The organism is Halanaerobium saccharolyticum (assembly GCF_003053565.1).
In the GTDB taxonomy this organism is placed as follows: Bacteria; Bacillota; Halanaerobiia; order Halanaerobiales; family Halanaerobiaceae; genus Halanaerobium; species Halanaerobium saccharolyticum_B.
Window position 1 is genome coordinate 1 of the sequence record NZ_QAXS01000006.1, and the last position, 14776, is coordinate 14776.

Below are 14776 nucleotides of genomic sequence, written 5' to 3' on the forward strand. Positions count from 1 at the left end.
ATCATTGCTAAGTATTTAAGAGCAATTCAAAAAATTAAAGAGATAACTTGATTCAAACGGTGCTATTTAGATTTCACAACATTTGTCAAAGAGCCATTTATAGCTTCTTTTTTTATTCCACTGTAGCTAGAATTATTATAGCCAGCCTCTATATTTTCCATTATTTCTAATAAAGGATTTTCTTTTGCCTGTTCATTAATAAATTCTTCTAATTCTACACTGTTATATTGTAATATTTTAACTGCCATTTGCAGTTTTGGGGTCATTACCAATTCCTGTTTTGCCTTTAAATCAAGATTAATATCTAACTGCATCATTTTTCTCCTTGCAAAACTTAGTTTTTTGAATTTTTTAAATAAAATAAGCAAAAAGAAAAATTAGAGCTCCTAACTAAATTAGCAGCCCTAATTTATCATTGATATAGTTATTTAAATTAATTTATTCAGCTAACTCAAGTGCAATCTCCATCATATCAGTAAAGGTCTTTTCTCTTTCTTCAGAAGTAGTTTCCTCTCCAGTTACTAATGAATCACTAACTGTTAAAATACTTAATGCATCTACTCCATACTTAGCTGCCAGAGTAAATAGCTCAGCTGATTCCATCTCTACACCTAAAACTCCATATTCTTTCCACTTTTTCCAGGCTTCCTTGTCATCATTATAAAAAGCATCTGAACTTAAAATGGTACCTACTTTAACATCTGTACCTTTTTCTTCAGCTACCTGATAGGCCTTTGATAAAAGTTTGAAGCTGGCTGCTGCTGCAAAATCCTTACCATCAAAACGCATCCTATTTAAGTTGGAATTACTGCAGGCTGCTTTCGCCAGGATTACATCTCTTACTTTGGCTTCTTCATTAAAAGAGCCACAGGAACCAACCCTAATCAGATTTTTCACTCCATAATCTCTAATTAATTCGTTAACATAAATTGAAAGTGAGGGCATTCCCATACCTGTTCCCTGGGTGGAGACTCTTTTGCCCTTATAAGTTCCTGTAAATCCATACATTCCTCTAACATCATTATATTGTTTTACATCTTCTAAATAGTTTTCTGCAATAAATTTAGCTCTCAGTGGATCTCCAGGCAGCAGAATTGTTTCTGCAATTTCGCCTTTTTTTGCACCAATATGTACACTCATAAGTATAACCTCCTATATATTTTCAGTTCTACATATTATTATAATATATTTAGCTTAAAATGACAAAAAACTGCACTACAAAAACGAAAAACCACCCCGGGGAAGGGTGGCTTTAATTATCATTATATATTTAAGGGTTATATAATTATTTGCTTATTAGTTTTAGTTATTGTTATTACTTTAGTTATATTTTAGCCTGATCGGCTCTTATAATTTGCTTAGTAGTTACCTAAGTTTTTAAAAGCATTAAGCTTTGCTTGATTCTCATTAGATTCAAGTTTAGCCTCTTTCATGAATTTGAACATGCTATTAAACATATGCAATCATCCTTTCTTATAAAGTTATATTAGTTATAATCTGATTGTCTTATATTTTTAAAAGTTATTTGCTTTTAATGAAACAGTCTTTAGTACTGATTTAAGTGAGCACAAGAATCATGTTTGAGCTGTTTTTCTTTAACTGAGCGAATATTGCTCTCGATTCTTCTACCCTCACTATTACTTGCTTTAATGAATGTGAATAAAGAATTCAACATTATCAAATCACCCTTTCTTATAGTCTTATTGTTGTTAATCAATTATAAGTGATTTACTTATATTTTTCTTATCTTAATTACATTATACAGCTTTTAAATCTCCTGTCAAGGGTTTTATTAAAGTCTAAATTTACAGACTTTTACGTTAATTATTGCTTAACTCCAATAATCATTCCACCATGAGATTCGTCGCCATCCCATCCGAAAAGCCCATCATATTTATCTTCAGCTTCATTTATAGTTCCACCATCTTCTGTAACACCTACTATTAAGATTTCTTTCCCAACTTTTTCAAAGAGCATCATTGTCCATAATTCTTCAGATCCATTACCACTCATGTCTGTTCTAAAACTCCATAAACCAGGATTAGTATTTTCATCAAAATTAGAAACTGGACCAACTCTTTCTGTTCCTGAATCATCATCAGTTAAAAAAGTGAGGTCAATAGTGTTATCATTATTAATTGAAATACTTATTTCACCATTATAACCATCGACATCTATAAAATTATAAGTCCCAGCAAAATCAGATAATTGCGAATCAAGATTCTGCTTAACTAAAATAGACATCCCATCACCTTCCAGAGAACCACTATCATTTTCTACATAGGAGTCAAATATTCCGATATCCCCATCTAAGAAAACACCGTAATGCTTAAATAATCCATTATTGTTTTCTATCATTTCTAAAGCTTTATAATCATCTTTATAACTATAATCAGCAGTAAATGATTCTTCATCTTCTGAATAAGATCCATTTCCATCTAAATCTATTTTGATTTCCACAATTCCACCTGATTGAAAATCAACAATACCTGGTGCTCCTTCTAAAGAAGTTATAATATTATATTTTCCACTAATTTGATTAGCTTCATTTGAATCCATTTCTTTTAGGGCTGTGATAATTTCTTCTCCTGTATCTTCATCCACAGCTTTATCTGTAGCAATTAAAACTTCATCACCCAACATTAGAAATCGGTCATCATTATCCATTACATAAAAATCAGATCCTGGTTTGGAAAATCCTATTCTATCTTGTTCCACAATTACTGAAGGGTTAGTAAGAGCTTTTACCTCATAATCCAAATAACCATCTGTGACATTTACTTCAATATTGATAAAGTCCCCAGGTCCAACACTTCCAGCAAATATGCGCACATCTTTGACATCACTTAATTCTCCACTACTTCCACTCTCACAGCCGCTTAAAATAATCATCAAAGCCAGCACAACAAAGACAAATCCCCAGATTTTTCTTTTGATCATCATATGTATTCCCCCTGTTATAAAATATTTAAAATAAAAAATTATAATTTATTATACCACTATTTATTAAAAATTTCACTAAAATTGTCAAAAAATATATAAAAATGTCGTATTTTAATTTTAAATAAACAAAAAAAGAGCCTCAACAGCACTGAAATCTATCAGCTGCTATTGAGACTCTATTAATTACTCTTTATTTATTTTATCAATTTTTTTACCAGAGGTGGTGGACACTATCTCTGATATACTCGTCATAAATTTCATCTACTCTTTCCATTACTTCATCGGAGAGATCGTCAGCTTCAGAAGCTGCTGCATTATCTTTTACCTGCCATGGCTTTTTACCACCAGGAATTACACAGCTAACTGCATCATGCATTAAAATCCACTTGAGAGCAAACTGGGCCATAGTTAAACCTTCTGGTTTAATTTTTCCCAGTTCATCAACAGCCTTTAAGCCGAGCTCAAAATCTACCCCGGAGAAGGTTTCTCCCTTGTCAAAGGCCTCTCCATCACGGTTAAAGTTGCGGTGATCATTTTCAGCAAAAGTTGAATCCTTAGAGAATTTACCGGTTAAAAGACCACTTGCAAGCGGTACTCTACAGATAATTCCTACCCCTTTTTCCTTTGCCTTAGCAAAAAATTCATCCGCAGGTTTGTGTCTGAACATATTAAAGATAATCTGTACTGTGGCAACATTTTCGTATTCTAAAGCTTTCATCGCCTCTTCTACCTTCTCTACGCTGACACCATAATTTTTAATTTTACCGGCTTCAACCATCTCTTCTAAAGCCTCAAATACCTCTTCCTGATCATAAACTTCAGTTGGTGGACAGTGAAGCTGCAGCAGATCTATAGTCTCTACATCCAGATTTTTAAGACTGCGGTCCACAAATTTATTTAAGTTTTCCTTATTATAGCCTTCAGCGGTGTGCGGATCTAGTCTTCTACCTGCCTTGGTAGCTATATGTATCTCCTCATCAGTTTCTTCTCTTAATTTAGCCATTAGACGCTCACTGCGGCCATCTCCGTAAACATCTGCTGTGTCAAAAAAGTTTATCCCCTGATCCACAGCCTCTCTTAAAGCGGCCAGTGACTGCTCATCTTCTACATCTCCCCAGGTACCACCGATTGCCCAGCCACCAAAAGAAACTTCCGAAACTTCATAACCTGTTTTTCCTAATTTTCTATACTTCATTAATACTACCTCCTTGAAATTTAATCTAATTGAAAAAAGTTATTTTAACTTTTAAATTATCTGAATTTATTATACCATTTATTCCCCTATATTTAAAGAATTAAATGTACTGAAAAACAAAAAAAGAACACCCCTTTATCTAGAAGGAAGTGTTCCTTAAGTCTGATTAAAATTATTATATTTAACTGCTTTATTCATTATAAGCTTATTTCCTAAAACTGCATATAACTGCTTGTGTTTTCGTTGCGATATTGTTCTTTGACCTCTCTGAGGTTATTTTCTATTCTCTGCCCCTCAGAACTTACCTCGTCAAAAAATCTGATTACTCTTTTAAACATTATCAATCACCCTTTCTTATTAGCTTATTATTAATTATTAGTGATTTTCTTATAATTCTTATAATGTTATTATACAGATATATTTCTGACTGTCAAGAATAATTACTGATTTCCCTTAAATTGTATTTTGTTTTACAGGAATAATTAAATTACCCGGTTATATTGAGCCATGTAGAGATCATGGTAGTGGCCTTTTCGGGCCATTAATTCTTCGTGACTGCCTGTCTCTATAATTTCTCCATCCTCAAGGACCATTATTCGATCAGCATTGCGGATGGTTGAGAGGCGGTGAGCAATTACAAATGATGTTCTTCCTTTTAATACTGCCTGAGTTGCCTTTTGAATTAAGATTTCCGTCTGAGTATCGATACTTGAAGTAGCCTCATCCAGAATCAGAATCTTTGGATCTGAGAGAATTGTTCTGGCAAATGAGATCAGCTGCCGCTGACCAACAGAAAGTCGGGATCCGCGCTCATTGACTTCAGTATCATAGCCATTTTCCATTTCTCTAATAAAACCATCAGCATATACCATCCTGGCTGCTCCTTCTATATCTTCTCGGGTTGCTTCAAGATTTCCATAACGAATATTATCCGCAATTGAGCCGGAGAAAATAAAGGTGTCCTGCATCATGACTCCAATCTGTTTTCTTAAAGAAGCTACTTTTACTCCTTGAATATCAATATCATCTATTAAAATACTTCCCTGATCAATGTCATAAAAGCGGGTCATTAAATTAATGATAGTACTTTTACCGGCTCCAGTTGCTCCCACAAAGGCAATTGTTTCTCCAGGCTGAACCTCAAAATTCATATCTTTTAAAACAGTTTCTCCATCTTCTTCATAACTAAAGCTTACATTATTAAATTCAACCTTACCGTCAATTTCCGGCATTTTTTCTGCTCCCGGTAGATCAACTATCTCCGGATCAGTATCCAGCACATCAAAAATTCTTTCGGCTGCTGAGTTAGCAACTAAAATCTGATTGTAAAAGTTGCTGATATTAATAATCGGCTGCCATAAACGCCAGATATACTGGAGCAGCGCTATCAGAGTACCTATTGTAACCAGACCGGCATTTAAATCTCTAATACCAACTAAATACATGATAATAACACTGGTGGTATTAATTAAAAGTACGACCGGAAAAATTCCGTGGGACATCATAACTGTCTTCATCCAGTTGCTTACATAATCATCCTGGAGGTCTTTAAAAATATTACTGTTCTTATCTTCTCTCACAAAGGCCTGAGTAATCTGCATTCCAGTCAGGCTCTCATGGATATAGGCATTCATGTTGGAGCGCTTTTTCTGTACCCGGCGCCAGCCAACTCTAATCTTCTTTTTCAGTAAAAAGATTATAAAAATCAAGAGTGGCATTACAGTGATTGAAATCAGAGTTAAACGCAGATCCAGATTAAGCATGATAACTAAAATTGCCAGAAAGCGAAATGTATCAGTAATGATGTTAATTAAACCATTTTCCAGTAGATTCTGCAGTGAATTGACATTATTCATTACCCGCACAATAATTTTACCGGCCGGGATAGAATCAAAATAACTGAAAGATAGTTTCTGGATATGCTGAAAGAGATCCTGCCTGATATTGCGGACAACCTTATGTCCAACCTTACTCATAATTAAAACACGAAACCTAACAGCAAAGCCGTTTACTGCCAGCAGCCCCATAAAAAGCAGACTGATCATTGTCAGCCCCCGAAAATCACCGGCAGTAATGTAATTATCAATTGCAACTTTAGTTAAATAAGGTCCTAAAAGATCTGCAAAGGCGGCCATGGCCATTAAAAATAGTGAGAATGCAACCTTATATTTATATGGTTTTAAATAAGCAAGGACTCTTTTTATATTATTGGGATCAAGATTTTCCATTTCCTCATCTTCAAAATAACGATTATAGGCCATTTAATTCACCCACCTTTCTTCAATTTCTTCTTCGCCAATTACTTCTTTGTACTGCTCCTTAAACATTGTATAATAGTGACCTTTATTATTAATTAATTCTTCGTGAGTCCCTCGTTCTATAATTTCTCCATGATCTAAAATTAAAATCTGATCTGCATTTCTAACTGAAGAGATTCGGTGAGCAATTAAAAATAAGGTGCTTCGCTGCTCCATCCCCTCCAGTGCCTGCTGAATCTGATGTTCAGTCTCCATGTCGACTGCAGAAGTTGCATCATCTAGAATTAAGATTGGACTTTCTTCCACAATTGCTCTGGCCATTGAAACTCTCTGCTTCTGACCACCTGAAAGTCCCATTCCTCTTTCTCCAATAACTTCCTCAAATCCACCTTCCATTTCTTCAATAAATTCTCTGGCACTGCTGATTGAGGCAGCCCTTTTAATTTTTTCCAGATCAAGACCCGGCTGTCCGTAGGAGATGTTATTGGCGATTGACTCCGAAAATAAAAATACATCCTGCATTACGATAGAAACCTGTGATCTCAAATTCTGCAGATCATAATCCCTGTTATCAACTCCATCAATTAAAACTTCTCCCTCTGTTGCTTCATAATAGCGGGGAATTAAGTTAATCAGAGATGATTTTCCACTTCCGGTTGCTCCCATAATTGCAACAGTTTCGCCAGGGGAAGCGTGAAAAGAAATATTTTTTAAGATATCTTCTTCATCATAGCTTAAGGATACATTTCTAAATTCAACCTCTCCCTGCAGCCGCTCAACAGTAATTGCATTCTCTTTATTCTTGATTTCTGGCTCAGTTTCTAAAACATTAAAAATTCTCTCAGCAGATGCACTGGTCCGGGAAAACATATTAACAATATGTCCGATCATCCGCATCGGCATAATTAACATCCAGAGGTAGGAGTTAAACTGCATCCAGATTCCAAGAGTGATTTCTCCCTGAATTACCAGGCGGCCACCATAAAATAAAAGCAGAACTGTACTCATTCCGCCCAAAAATTCCATTATTGGAAAATATTTTGACCAGATTTTGGCGGCATTATAATTTTTAGTAAAATAATCATTATTTTCTTCATCAAATTTTTCCATCTCATAACACTGCTGATGAAAGGCTTTAACAATTCTAATCCCCGATATATTTTCCTGGACAGTTGAGTTCAAATCAGAGTACTGGCGCCTAACCTGTCTGAAAACTGGCTTGATCCTTACTCCCAGACGGTAAGCAAAAAATCCAATCAAAGGACTTAAAGCCAGTGAAACAAGAGATAGTTTTAGACTTTCGGGAATCAAAACAGCCATTACAAAAACTATATAAAAAATAGATCTGACAAAATGAAACATTCCCTCTGCAAATAGCATTCTAACTGCTTCCATATCACCTGTCATCCGGGACATTAATTCTCCAGTTCGGTTATGATTGAAAAAATTAAATGAAAGTTTCTGCAGATGATCATAAAGATCCTGTTTTAAATCTCGCAGTATATTTTGAGAAAGACTTTCCGTGTAATAGCGGTGGACCATAATCACTGTCGCTCTCAGTAAATTGGCGATGATATAAGCAACTAAAAAGCCAAAAAGAAGTTCCATTTTTCCAGCGGTAATTACATCATCGATTATTCTTCTGTTTAGATAACCTGGAATCATTGAAAGCAGCACATTAAAAATTATAAATATTAAGCCGACAATAAGGTACAATTTATAATTGCGCACATAATTCCAGAGTTTTTTTAATTCAGCCATTCTTTATCTCTCCTAACAGATTAAAGCTTGTTTTTATTTATAAGTCATTAAAAAATCTGTAGTGTCTGTCTCTTAAACCCGGCAGATCTTCATGTCCATAATCAGGATAAATTAGCATCTCTTTTTTAGATGTTATTTTATTATAAACAGCAAATTGAGTTGAAGGTGGACAGACTGGATCTGCAACTGCAGTAGTCATTAAAACTTCAGCCTTTATCCTATCTGCGAGATTTTGAATATCTATATAAGATAATTTTCTATAAATCTCCTTTTCTTTAATATGTAGGGGATCATATTTTCTAAAAAAATCTTTGATTTCAGCATAGGCGCTGGCATCAATATCAAGCTGGCTTACCCGCCTGTAATCACTTAAAAATGGATAAACTGGAGCCGCTTTTTTGATTCGTGGTTCTAAAGCTGCACAGGCAACTGTTAGAGCTCCTCCCTGAGAATAACCAAAGACTCCGACCCTCTTTTGATCAATATTATCCATTTCCATCACAATTCCAGCCAGCTGTGCAGCATCTAAAAAGACATTGCGATAATAAAGTTTTTCAGCATCATCTGCAAGCCCTCTAATAATATGACCATTGCGGGTATTTCCCTTAACTCCCCCGCGGTCTTCAGAATAACCTGCATTCTGACCCCGACAGTCCATTCCAAAGTAAGAATAACCGCGAGCAGCAAACTGCAGCTTATCTGACCAGTCTTCAATTTTACAGCCATAACCGTGAAATTCGATTACTGCTGGCTGTTTTGTTTTAATATTTTTTGGTTTTATGTATTTAACATGGATCCGGGCATCATCAACCCCGGTAAAGTATAGATCATAACACTCAGCAAATTCAGTCTGAAAAGCTGAAGCATTAATTTCAATTTCTGGATCAACTGACTTCATTTCCGCCAGAGCCCTGTCCCAGTACTGATCAAAATCATCAGCTTTTGGACTGGAACCTTTATATTCCTTCATTTCTTTTAATGACATTTCGAAAAGCATCTGCATCTCTCCTTTTTAACAATTGTTAAAATGATTTAATAACTACTAAATATTTCTTCAAAATTTTTATTTACTTTATTTAATTATTAAATTAATTCTTATCTCTTAAGTTATCACTTTAAAATTAAAGTTGCAAGTCTATTTTAAAATTAATTTAATTTTTTTAAAAACAATAAATAACAGGTCCAAGATTGACCTGTTATTTACTAGAATTTATCTATTATGATATCGATTAAATATATCTTTTAAAAGAAAGTTAATCCAAAACACATAAATTCCCATTATAAAAAACAAGAAAATTGGCTTCCAGTATATTAAATAATATAAAGCCGGTAAAACACCAAGACATAAAATTGTTGTAACTAAATGCCTATTTGCAATAAAAAAAGCCATTTTAAAGCTTCTTAGAATACTTAGATGATATCTCGCTAAAAGCGGGTAAATAATAATACTTCCAGCCATAAGTTCAAATAAAATAAAATATTGCACTGGAAGTAAAAATCTATTTAATGAAAGCATATTTACACTTCTAATATTTACTAAAATCAAATAAAAAGCTAACGCAAATACAGAGAAAATAATAATTCCCTGCTTAAAATTCATTTTAAAACTTTTCCAAAAATCACTGACTAATTTATAGCTCTCTCCCCTTATTATTTTTCCGCTTACAAAAAACAAGGCTATAGTTGCAGGCCCTATTGTTATTATTGCAATTGAAAAAACAAACCAAAAAATATTTAAAACTAATAAATTATAGATAATTTTTGATATTTTATAAATTGGACCATTAATATTAAATATGCCCATTTTCTCTCACCTCTATAAATTCATTTTATCTCTTTAATGCTTTTTTTAGATCTTTATTTCTCTACAGGAATAATAATTTCTACTTCTGTTCCTTGATCAATTTTACTATCTAATTTTAAACCATATTCTTCTCCATAATTAAGTTTTATTCTTTTATTAATATTTAAAATTCCAATCCCATGTTTTTTAAAGTCTTCAATTTCAATTTTTAAAACTCTATTTAAACTATCATTTAATAAATTTAATTTTTCTTCCTTAATACCTTTACCATTGTCTGAAATTAAGAATATAATATTTTTATCTTTAATTTCTGCTTTAATCACAATTTTACCACCATCAGTTTTAGATTCAAGCCCGTGATAAAAAGCATTTTCGACAATTGGTTGTAATAACATTTTTATTATTTTCTTATTTTTTATCTGTTTTTTGATATCTATTTCGTAGTCAATTCTTTCAGGAAATCTGAGCTTCATTATTCTTAAATAACTTTCTATAATTTCAATTTCTTCTTTTACTTTGACAAATCTATTTGATTTAATACTGTATCTAAAAATATCAGCCATAGCAGTTGAAATATTCATTATTTCTTGACTTTCATAAACCGCACCTATACTACGCATGCATTCTAAAGTGTTATATAAAAAATGGGGGTTAATCTGACTTTGCAGAGCAGATAATTCAGCTTTATGCCTAGAAATTTTTGTTTCATAAATTTGTGTTTGCATTTCAATTTCATGTTTTTTTAAGTTTTCAATTTTTTTTAGCATATTATTAGCATCTTCTACAATAATTCCTAATTCTCCATTGATATCTAAATTTATTCTTTGATTAGCTTTATTTTCTCCAATTAGATCCATACTTTTAGCAATTTTAATAACGGGTTTAGTTATATTTTGGTTAAGGATAAAACCAATCCCTAGAAGTAAAATAACAAAGGTTAGACTACTAAAAATAATCATCAATGGAAATTGCTTTAAATCTTCCGCAACTTTATTACGAGAAGTAAAGCCATAGATTCTCCAGTTAGCAAATTTTATTCTTTCATTTTGAACAATATATTCTGAATTCCGATTATAGTTTTCAAAAGCTTTACTATTATCAATTAAATTACTTTTTAAACTGGAAGTAATAAATCTATCATTTTCATCTGCAATAAAAAAAGTCGTATATTGATTAGCAGAAATATCTCTAATGCTTTTTTTAATATTATTAGAGTCAATTCTAATAACAGCAGTTCCCAGTTTATTATTTTCATTTGAACTGCTATGTAAATCAAAAATTGGGTATAAATAAAAATGAATAATTTCCCCTTTATGTTCTATAATCTCAAACTGGCCTCTTGTCAAATTATTAAATTTCTCCCCTAAATCATTGACAACTTTTTGGTAAATAAAATAATCTAAATCTCCATAAAAATTTCTCCAGTTATTTTCTTTTACTAAAGCAGCAGCTCTAAATTCGGTATTGTTTTCCAAAAGATTATTTATAACATTTTCTACATATGGATGAACCTTAATTTTTTCTTCAATAGTGTCTGCTTTTAAAAAATCAATTAGATAAGTATTATAAGCAAATTTTTGTGTTCTATTTTCCACTTTATCTAAAGTCTGTTCGACAGCTGTTTTAGTTTGAAAGATTGTGGATTGAGAATAATCTTTGGCTCTATTTTCTATCACATTTTGGATACTCAAATAACTTACTGTTTGAAAAGATATGATGAAGAAAACAGCTACAGCAATCAAGCTAAATATTTTTCTCTTTAAAGTCATTTGTTTTATAATATTTTTCACCTCCTTTCTCAATCAATTTTACTATTTAATTTTTTTTAACTCCCATATTTTTGACTGAAAATCTCCTTTAAAAACTGTCCCATCAGGTTGAGCACCATTAAACTGTTTTGGTAGATCTATACCGATATACATTAATTCATCTCCACCATACAATTTACCATTGTTATTTATCTGATAGATCGCATTAGAATCTAAACCCTTAAGTTTTAAACGTCTAAAGGGGGCATTTGGTTCTGCCAGTACTTTGTAATAACCAACTAAAGCCTGATCTTTATTTTCAGAAATAACCATCCAGGCTGTATCTCCACTATTTGAAAATGGACTCAGCAAACGATAAAATTCACCCTGCTGAATTAAGTCTCTCTTATTTTTATAAAATTTAACCTGTTCTTTGACCTGTTTCTTTTCTTTTTTAGATAAATCACTGAGATCAAGTTCATAACCAAAATTACCAAAAAAAGCAGTTTCAGCCCTTGTTTTCAAAGGTGTAACTCTAGCAAGTTGATGATTTGGTACTGCAGATACATGAGCTCCAATTGACGACAATGGGTAAATGAAACTGGTGCCATATTGAATTTTTAATCTTTCTACAGCATCTGTATTATCACTTGTCCAGGTCTGAGGCATATAATAAAGCATTCCTGGGTCAAAACGGCCTCCACCACTGGCACAGCTTTCAAATAAAATTTCTGGAAATCTATTTCTAAGTTCTTCTAGAATTTCATATAGTCCTAAAATATAACGATGAGCCAGTTCTTGCTGGCGTTCTGAGTCTAATTTAGCTGATCCAATTTCAGTCATATTTCTATTCATATCCCATTTTACATAAGCAATATTGGCACTACTTAAGATATTTGTTAACATTTCTAAAATTTTTTCTCTCACTTCTTTTCGACTCAAATCTAAAACAAGCTGAGTTCTGGCTAAAGTTCTAGTTCTACTTTCTACATGAATACACCAATCAGGATATTCTTGATAAAGTTTACTTGCAGGAGATATCATTTCTGGTTCAAACCAGAGGCCAAATTTTAAACCTAAATTATTAATTTTTTCAGCTAAGGGTGCAAGTCCATTAGGTAACTTTGCCTGATCAACAAACCAGTCACCAAGTGAAGTTGTATCATCATTTCTATTTCCAAACCAACCATCATCCAGTACAAATAATTCAAGATCTAAATCAGCAGCAGTTTTAGCAATTTCAAGAATTTTATCTTCATTAAAATCAAAGTAAGTAGCTTCCCAATTATTTATTAAAACTGGTCTTTCTTTATCTCGAAACTTCCCTCTAACCAATCTTTCTCGATATAACTTATGATAAATCTGTGATAAATCATTTAAACCAGAATCACTATAACTCATTACTACTTCTGGAGTTTGGAAACTTTCTTCACTTTTTAAAAGCCAGTTGAAATCAAAATGATTTATTCCCATTAAGGCCCTGGCTTTATCAAAAGTATTAACCTGAACTCCAGCAAAAAAGTTACCACTGTAAACAAAAGAAAATCCATAAACCTCTCCCTGATTTTCATCAGTATTTTTTCGGGCCAGCATCATAAATGGGTTATGCTGTGCACTACTGGCACCTCTTGTACTTTCTACCGACTGCATTCCAGATATTAAAGATCTTCTCTTAATATGATTTTCTCTACTCCAACTTCCGGAAGTTGTAATTAAATCAAAATTAGAGTCTGCAAAATCTACAGACATACTAAATGCTCTTTTTAGTTCAATCTTCTTATCTGACTGGTTAATAAATTTAGCCGAACGTGTTATAGCATTATATTCATTATAAATACTATAGACTAACTCAACCTTTAATTCTGCCACCTCATCAAAAAGATTAATAATTAAACTATCTGCTTCTTTATCAGCTTCTACATATGTTGCCGGTAATCCCTTTAATTGATCTTTACCAGTTTTTATTTGATGTCCATTATATTTTAAATTACTAACTCTACTTCCATCTGCCAGCTCAACCTGATAGGCAGGCTGTCTAAAGTCGGAATGTCCATAGGCAGGATATTCCTGGGGTATATTATCGAGTAAAAATTCATTCTCTGCTTCCCCTTTTAAGTTTTCATCTCTTGTTTCTTTTCTTAATAAATGCGTATAATCAAGATCAGGATTAACTTTTTTACCCCAGTATAAGTGCAGCAGATGTCCGGTTTTTGCTACCTGAATAATATATGAGAATTTATCGTTATATAAATGAAAAATTTTATTCTGTTGATCAAATTTAATTGGCATTTTATTCTCTCCTTATTTTGTTATTTTAATTTTTTTCTAAACTCAGAAGCTGTTAAATCATGACATTTTTTAAAAACCTTATTAAAATAATAATAATCATTATATCCACTTCGAGCAGCTATTTCTTTTATACTCAATTTTTCTTTTTTTAATAATTCTTCCGCTTTTTCCATTCGTAAATCTGTTAAATATTCTGAAAAACTTTTGTCTAAGTATTTATTAAACAAATGACAAACATAATTTGAGTTAAAACCAAATTTTTGTGATAAGTTTTTCAAATAAAGTGTTTCTTTGAAATTTTTATTAATATATCTCAACATTTTTTTAAATTCTGGATTATCAATTTTTTTAAATTCAATATTTTCTTTTTTGGATGTTTTATTATTTCTTTTATTTAATTTATTATTAAGTGAATTTAATATAGAATCAGCTTTTTCTTGTTTAATTGGTTTGAGACAGTAATCAAATGCACCTTCTCTAATTGCTTCCTGGGCATAAGAAAATTCTGCATAGCCACTAATTATTACAAATTCACAACGGCAGTCTATTTTTCTGCTTTCTTTTATTAAATCAATGCCAGAATACTCTGGCATTTTAATATCAGTAAAAACTGCATCAACTTTATTGTTTTTTAAATATCTTAACACTTCTTTGGGATCAGTACTTGACATAGATACATTAAACCCCATTTGCTTGAAATTAAAAGTTTTTAATATTCCCTGTAATATCCACCATTCGTCATCAACAACTACAACCTGATACATTTTTACCCCCTTTT

The 14776-nt window shown here is 32.3% G+C and carries 13 protein-coding genes; all 13 read right to left on the minus strand.

What is annotated here, in order from left to right; all coding sequences use genetic code 11:
* Positions 1-62: 62 nt before the first annotated feature.
* The 13 genes from C8C76_RS03665 to C8C76_RS03715 all read right to left on the minus strand — a co-directional run bounded on the left by C8C76_RS03665 (position 63) and on the right by C8C76_RS03715 (position 14762).
* Positions 63-314 carry a hypothetical protein gene (locus C8C76_RS03665; protein ID WP_181248140.1) on the minus strand — a complete coding sequence of 84 codons (252 nt, stop codon included), beginning with the start codon at positions 312-314 and terminating at the stop codon, positions 63-65.
* Between the two features lie 124 nt (positions 315-438).
* Positions 439-1140 carry a purine-nucleoside phosphorylase gene (gene deoD, locus C8C76_RS03670; protein WP_108138754.1) on the minus strand — a complete coding sequence of 234 codons (702 nt, stop codon included), beginning with the start codon at positions 1138-1140 and terminating at the stop codon, positions 439-441.
* Positions 1141-1546: 406 nt separating this feature from the next.
* Positions 1547-1675 (minus strand): hypothetical protein, encoded by a 129-nt coding sequence (locus C8C76_RS15325; RefSeq protein ID WP_258222416.1) that lies wholly within the window; start codon positions 1673-1675, stop codon positions 1547-1549.
* A gap of 149 nt (positions 1676-1824) precedes the next feature.
* Positions 1825-2943 carry a hypothetical protein gene (locus tag C8C76_RS03675; protein ID WP_108138756.1) on the minus strand — a complete coding sequence of 373 codons (1119 nt, stop codon included), beginning with the start codon at positions 2941-2943 and terminating at the stop codon, positions 1825-1827.
* 211 nt (positions 2944-3154) lie between these two features.
* Positions 3155-4138 (minus strand): aldo/keto reductase, encoded by a 984-nt coding sequence (locus tag C8C76_RS03680; RefSeq protein WP_108138758.1) that lies wholly within the window; start codon positions 4136-4138, stop codon positions 3155-3157.
* A 212-nt stretch (positions 4139-4350) separates the two neighbouring features.
* Positions 4351-4476 (minus strand): hypothetical protein, encoded by a 126-nt coding sequence (locus C8C76_RS15330; protein WP_255417006.1) that lies wholly within the window; start codon positions 4474-4476, stop codon positions 4351-4353.
* Positions 4477-4620: 144 nt separating this feature from the next.
* Positions 4621-6399: an ABC transporter ATP-binding protein gene (locus tag C8C76_RS03685; protein ID WP_108138760.1), complete on the minus strand. Its 1779-nt coding sequence runs from the start codon at positions 6397-6399 to the stop codon at positions 4621-4623.
* The gene (locus C8C76_RS03690; RefSeq protein WP_108138762.1) at positions 6400-8157 is read right to left on the minus strand and encodes an ABC transporter ATP-binding protein; all 1758 of its coding nucleotides are present in this window, start codon (positions 8155-8157) and stop codon (positions 6400-6402) included.
* 37 nt (positions 8158-8194) lie between these two features.
* Positions 8195-9160 (minus strand): acetylxylan esterase, encoded by a 966-nt coding sequence (locus C8C76_RS03695; RefSeq protein ID WP_108138764.1) that lies wholly within the window; start codon positions 9158-9160, stop codon positions 8195-8197.
* Between the two features lie 207 nt (positions 9161-9367).
* Positions 9368-9961: a YesL family protein gene (locus C8C76_RS03700; RefSeq protein WP_108138766.1), complete on the minus strand. Its 594-nt coding sequence runs from the start codon at positions 9959-9961 to the stop codon at positions 9368-9370.
* 53 nt (positions 9962-10014) lie between these two features.
* Positions 10015-11751 carry a sensor histidine kinase gene (locus C8C76_RS03705; protein ID WP_146161853.1) on the minus strand — a complete coding sequence of 579 codons (1737 nt, stop codon included), beginning with the start codon at positions 11749-11751 and terminating at the stop codon, positions 10015-10017.
* A 21-nt stretch (positions 11752-11772) separates the two neighbouring features.
* Positions 11773-13998 carry an alpha-galactosidase gene (locus C8C76_RS03710; RefSeq protein ID WP_108138770.1) on the minus strand — a complete coding sequence of 742 codons (2226 nt, stop codon included), beginning with the start codon at positions 13996-13998 and terminating at the stop codon, positions 11773-11775.
* 20 nt (positions 13999-14018) lie between these two features.
* On the minus strand, positions 14019-14762 hold the full coding sequence (locus C8C76_RS03715) for a response regulator transcription factor (RefSeq protein ID WP_108138772.1): 744 nt from the start codon (positions 14760-14762) through the stop codon (positions 14019-14021).
* Between the last annotated feature and the right edge of the window lie 14 nt (positions 14763-14776).

What these genes read in the sequence shown, in the direction of transcription:
- C8C76_RS03665 (WP_181248140.1), bottom strand. Translation starts at nt 314, where the DNA reads ATGCAGTTAGATATTAATCTTGATTTAAAGGCAAAACAGGAATTGGTA.
- C8C76_RS03715 (WP_108138772.1), bottom strand. Translation starts at nt 14,762, where the DNA reads ATGTATCAGGTTGTAGTTGTTGATGACGAATGGTGGATATTACAGGGA.
- C8C76_RS03695 (WP_108138764.1), bottom strand. Translation starts at nt 9,160, where the DNA reads ATGCAGATGCTTTTCGAAATGTCATTAAAAGAAATGAAGGAATATAAA.
- C8C76_RS15330 (WP_255417006.1), bottom strand. Translation starts at nt 4,476, where the DNA reads ATGTTTAAAAGAGTAATCAGATTTTTTGACGAGGTAAGTTCTGAGGGG.
- C8C76_RS03690 (WP_108138762.1), bottom strand. Translation starts at nt 8,157, where the DNA reads ATGGCTGAATTAAAAAAACTCTGGAATTATGTGCGCAATTATAAATTG.
- C8C76_RS03675 (WP_108138756.1), bottom strand. Translation starts at nt 2,943, where the DNA reads ATGATGATCAAAAGAAAAATCTGGGGATTTGTCTTTGTTGTGCTGGCT.
- C8C76_RS03710 (WP_108138770.1), bottom strand. Translation starts at nt 13,998, where the DNA reads ATGCCAATTAAATTTGATCAACAGAATAAAATTTTTCATTTATATAAC.
- C8C76_RS03685 (WP_108138760.1), bottom strand. Translation starts at nt 6,399, where the DNA reads ATGGCCTATAATCGTTATTTTGAAGATGAGGAAATGGAAAATCTTGAT.
- C8C76_RS03700 (WP_108138766.1), bottom strand. Translation starts at nt 9,961, where the DNA reads ATGGGCATATTTAATATTAATGGTCCAATTTATAAAATATCAAAAATT.
- deoD (WP_108138754.1), bottom strand. Translation starts at nt 1,140, where the DNA reads ATGAGTGTACATATTGGTGCAAAAAAAGGCGAAATTGCAGAAACAATT.
- C8C76_RS15325 (WP_258222416.1), bottom strand. Translation starts at nt 1,675, where the DNA reads ATGTTGAATTCTTTATTCACATTCATTAAAGCAAGTAATAGTGAGGGT.
- C8C76_RS03680 (WP_108138758.1), bottom strand. Translation starts at nt 4,138, where the DNA reads ATGAAGTATAGAAAATTAGGAAAAACAGGTTATGAAGTTTCGGAAGTT.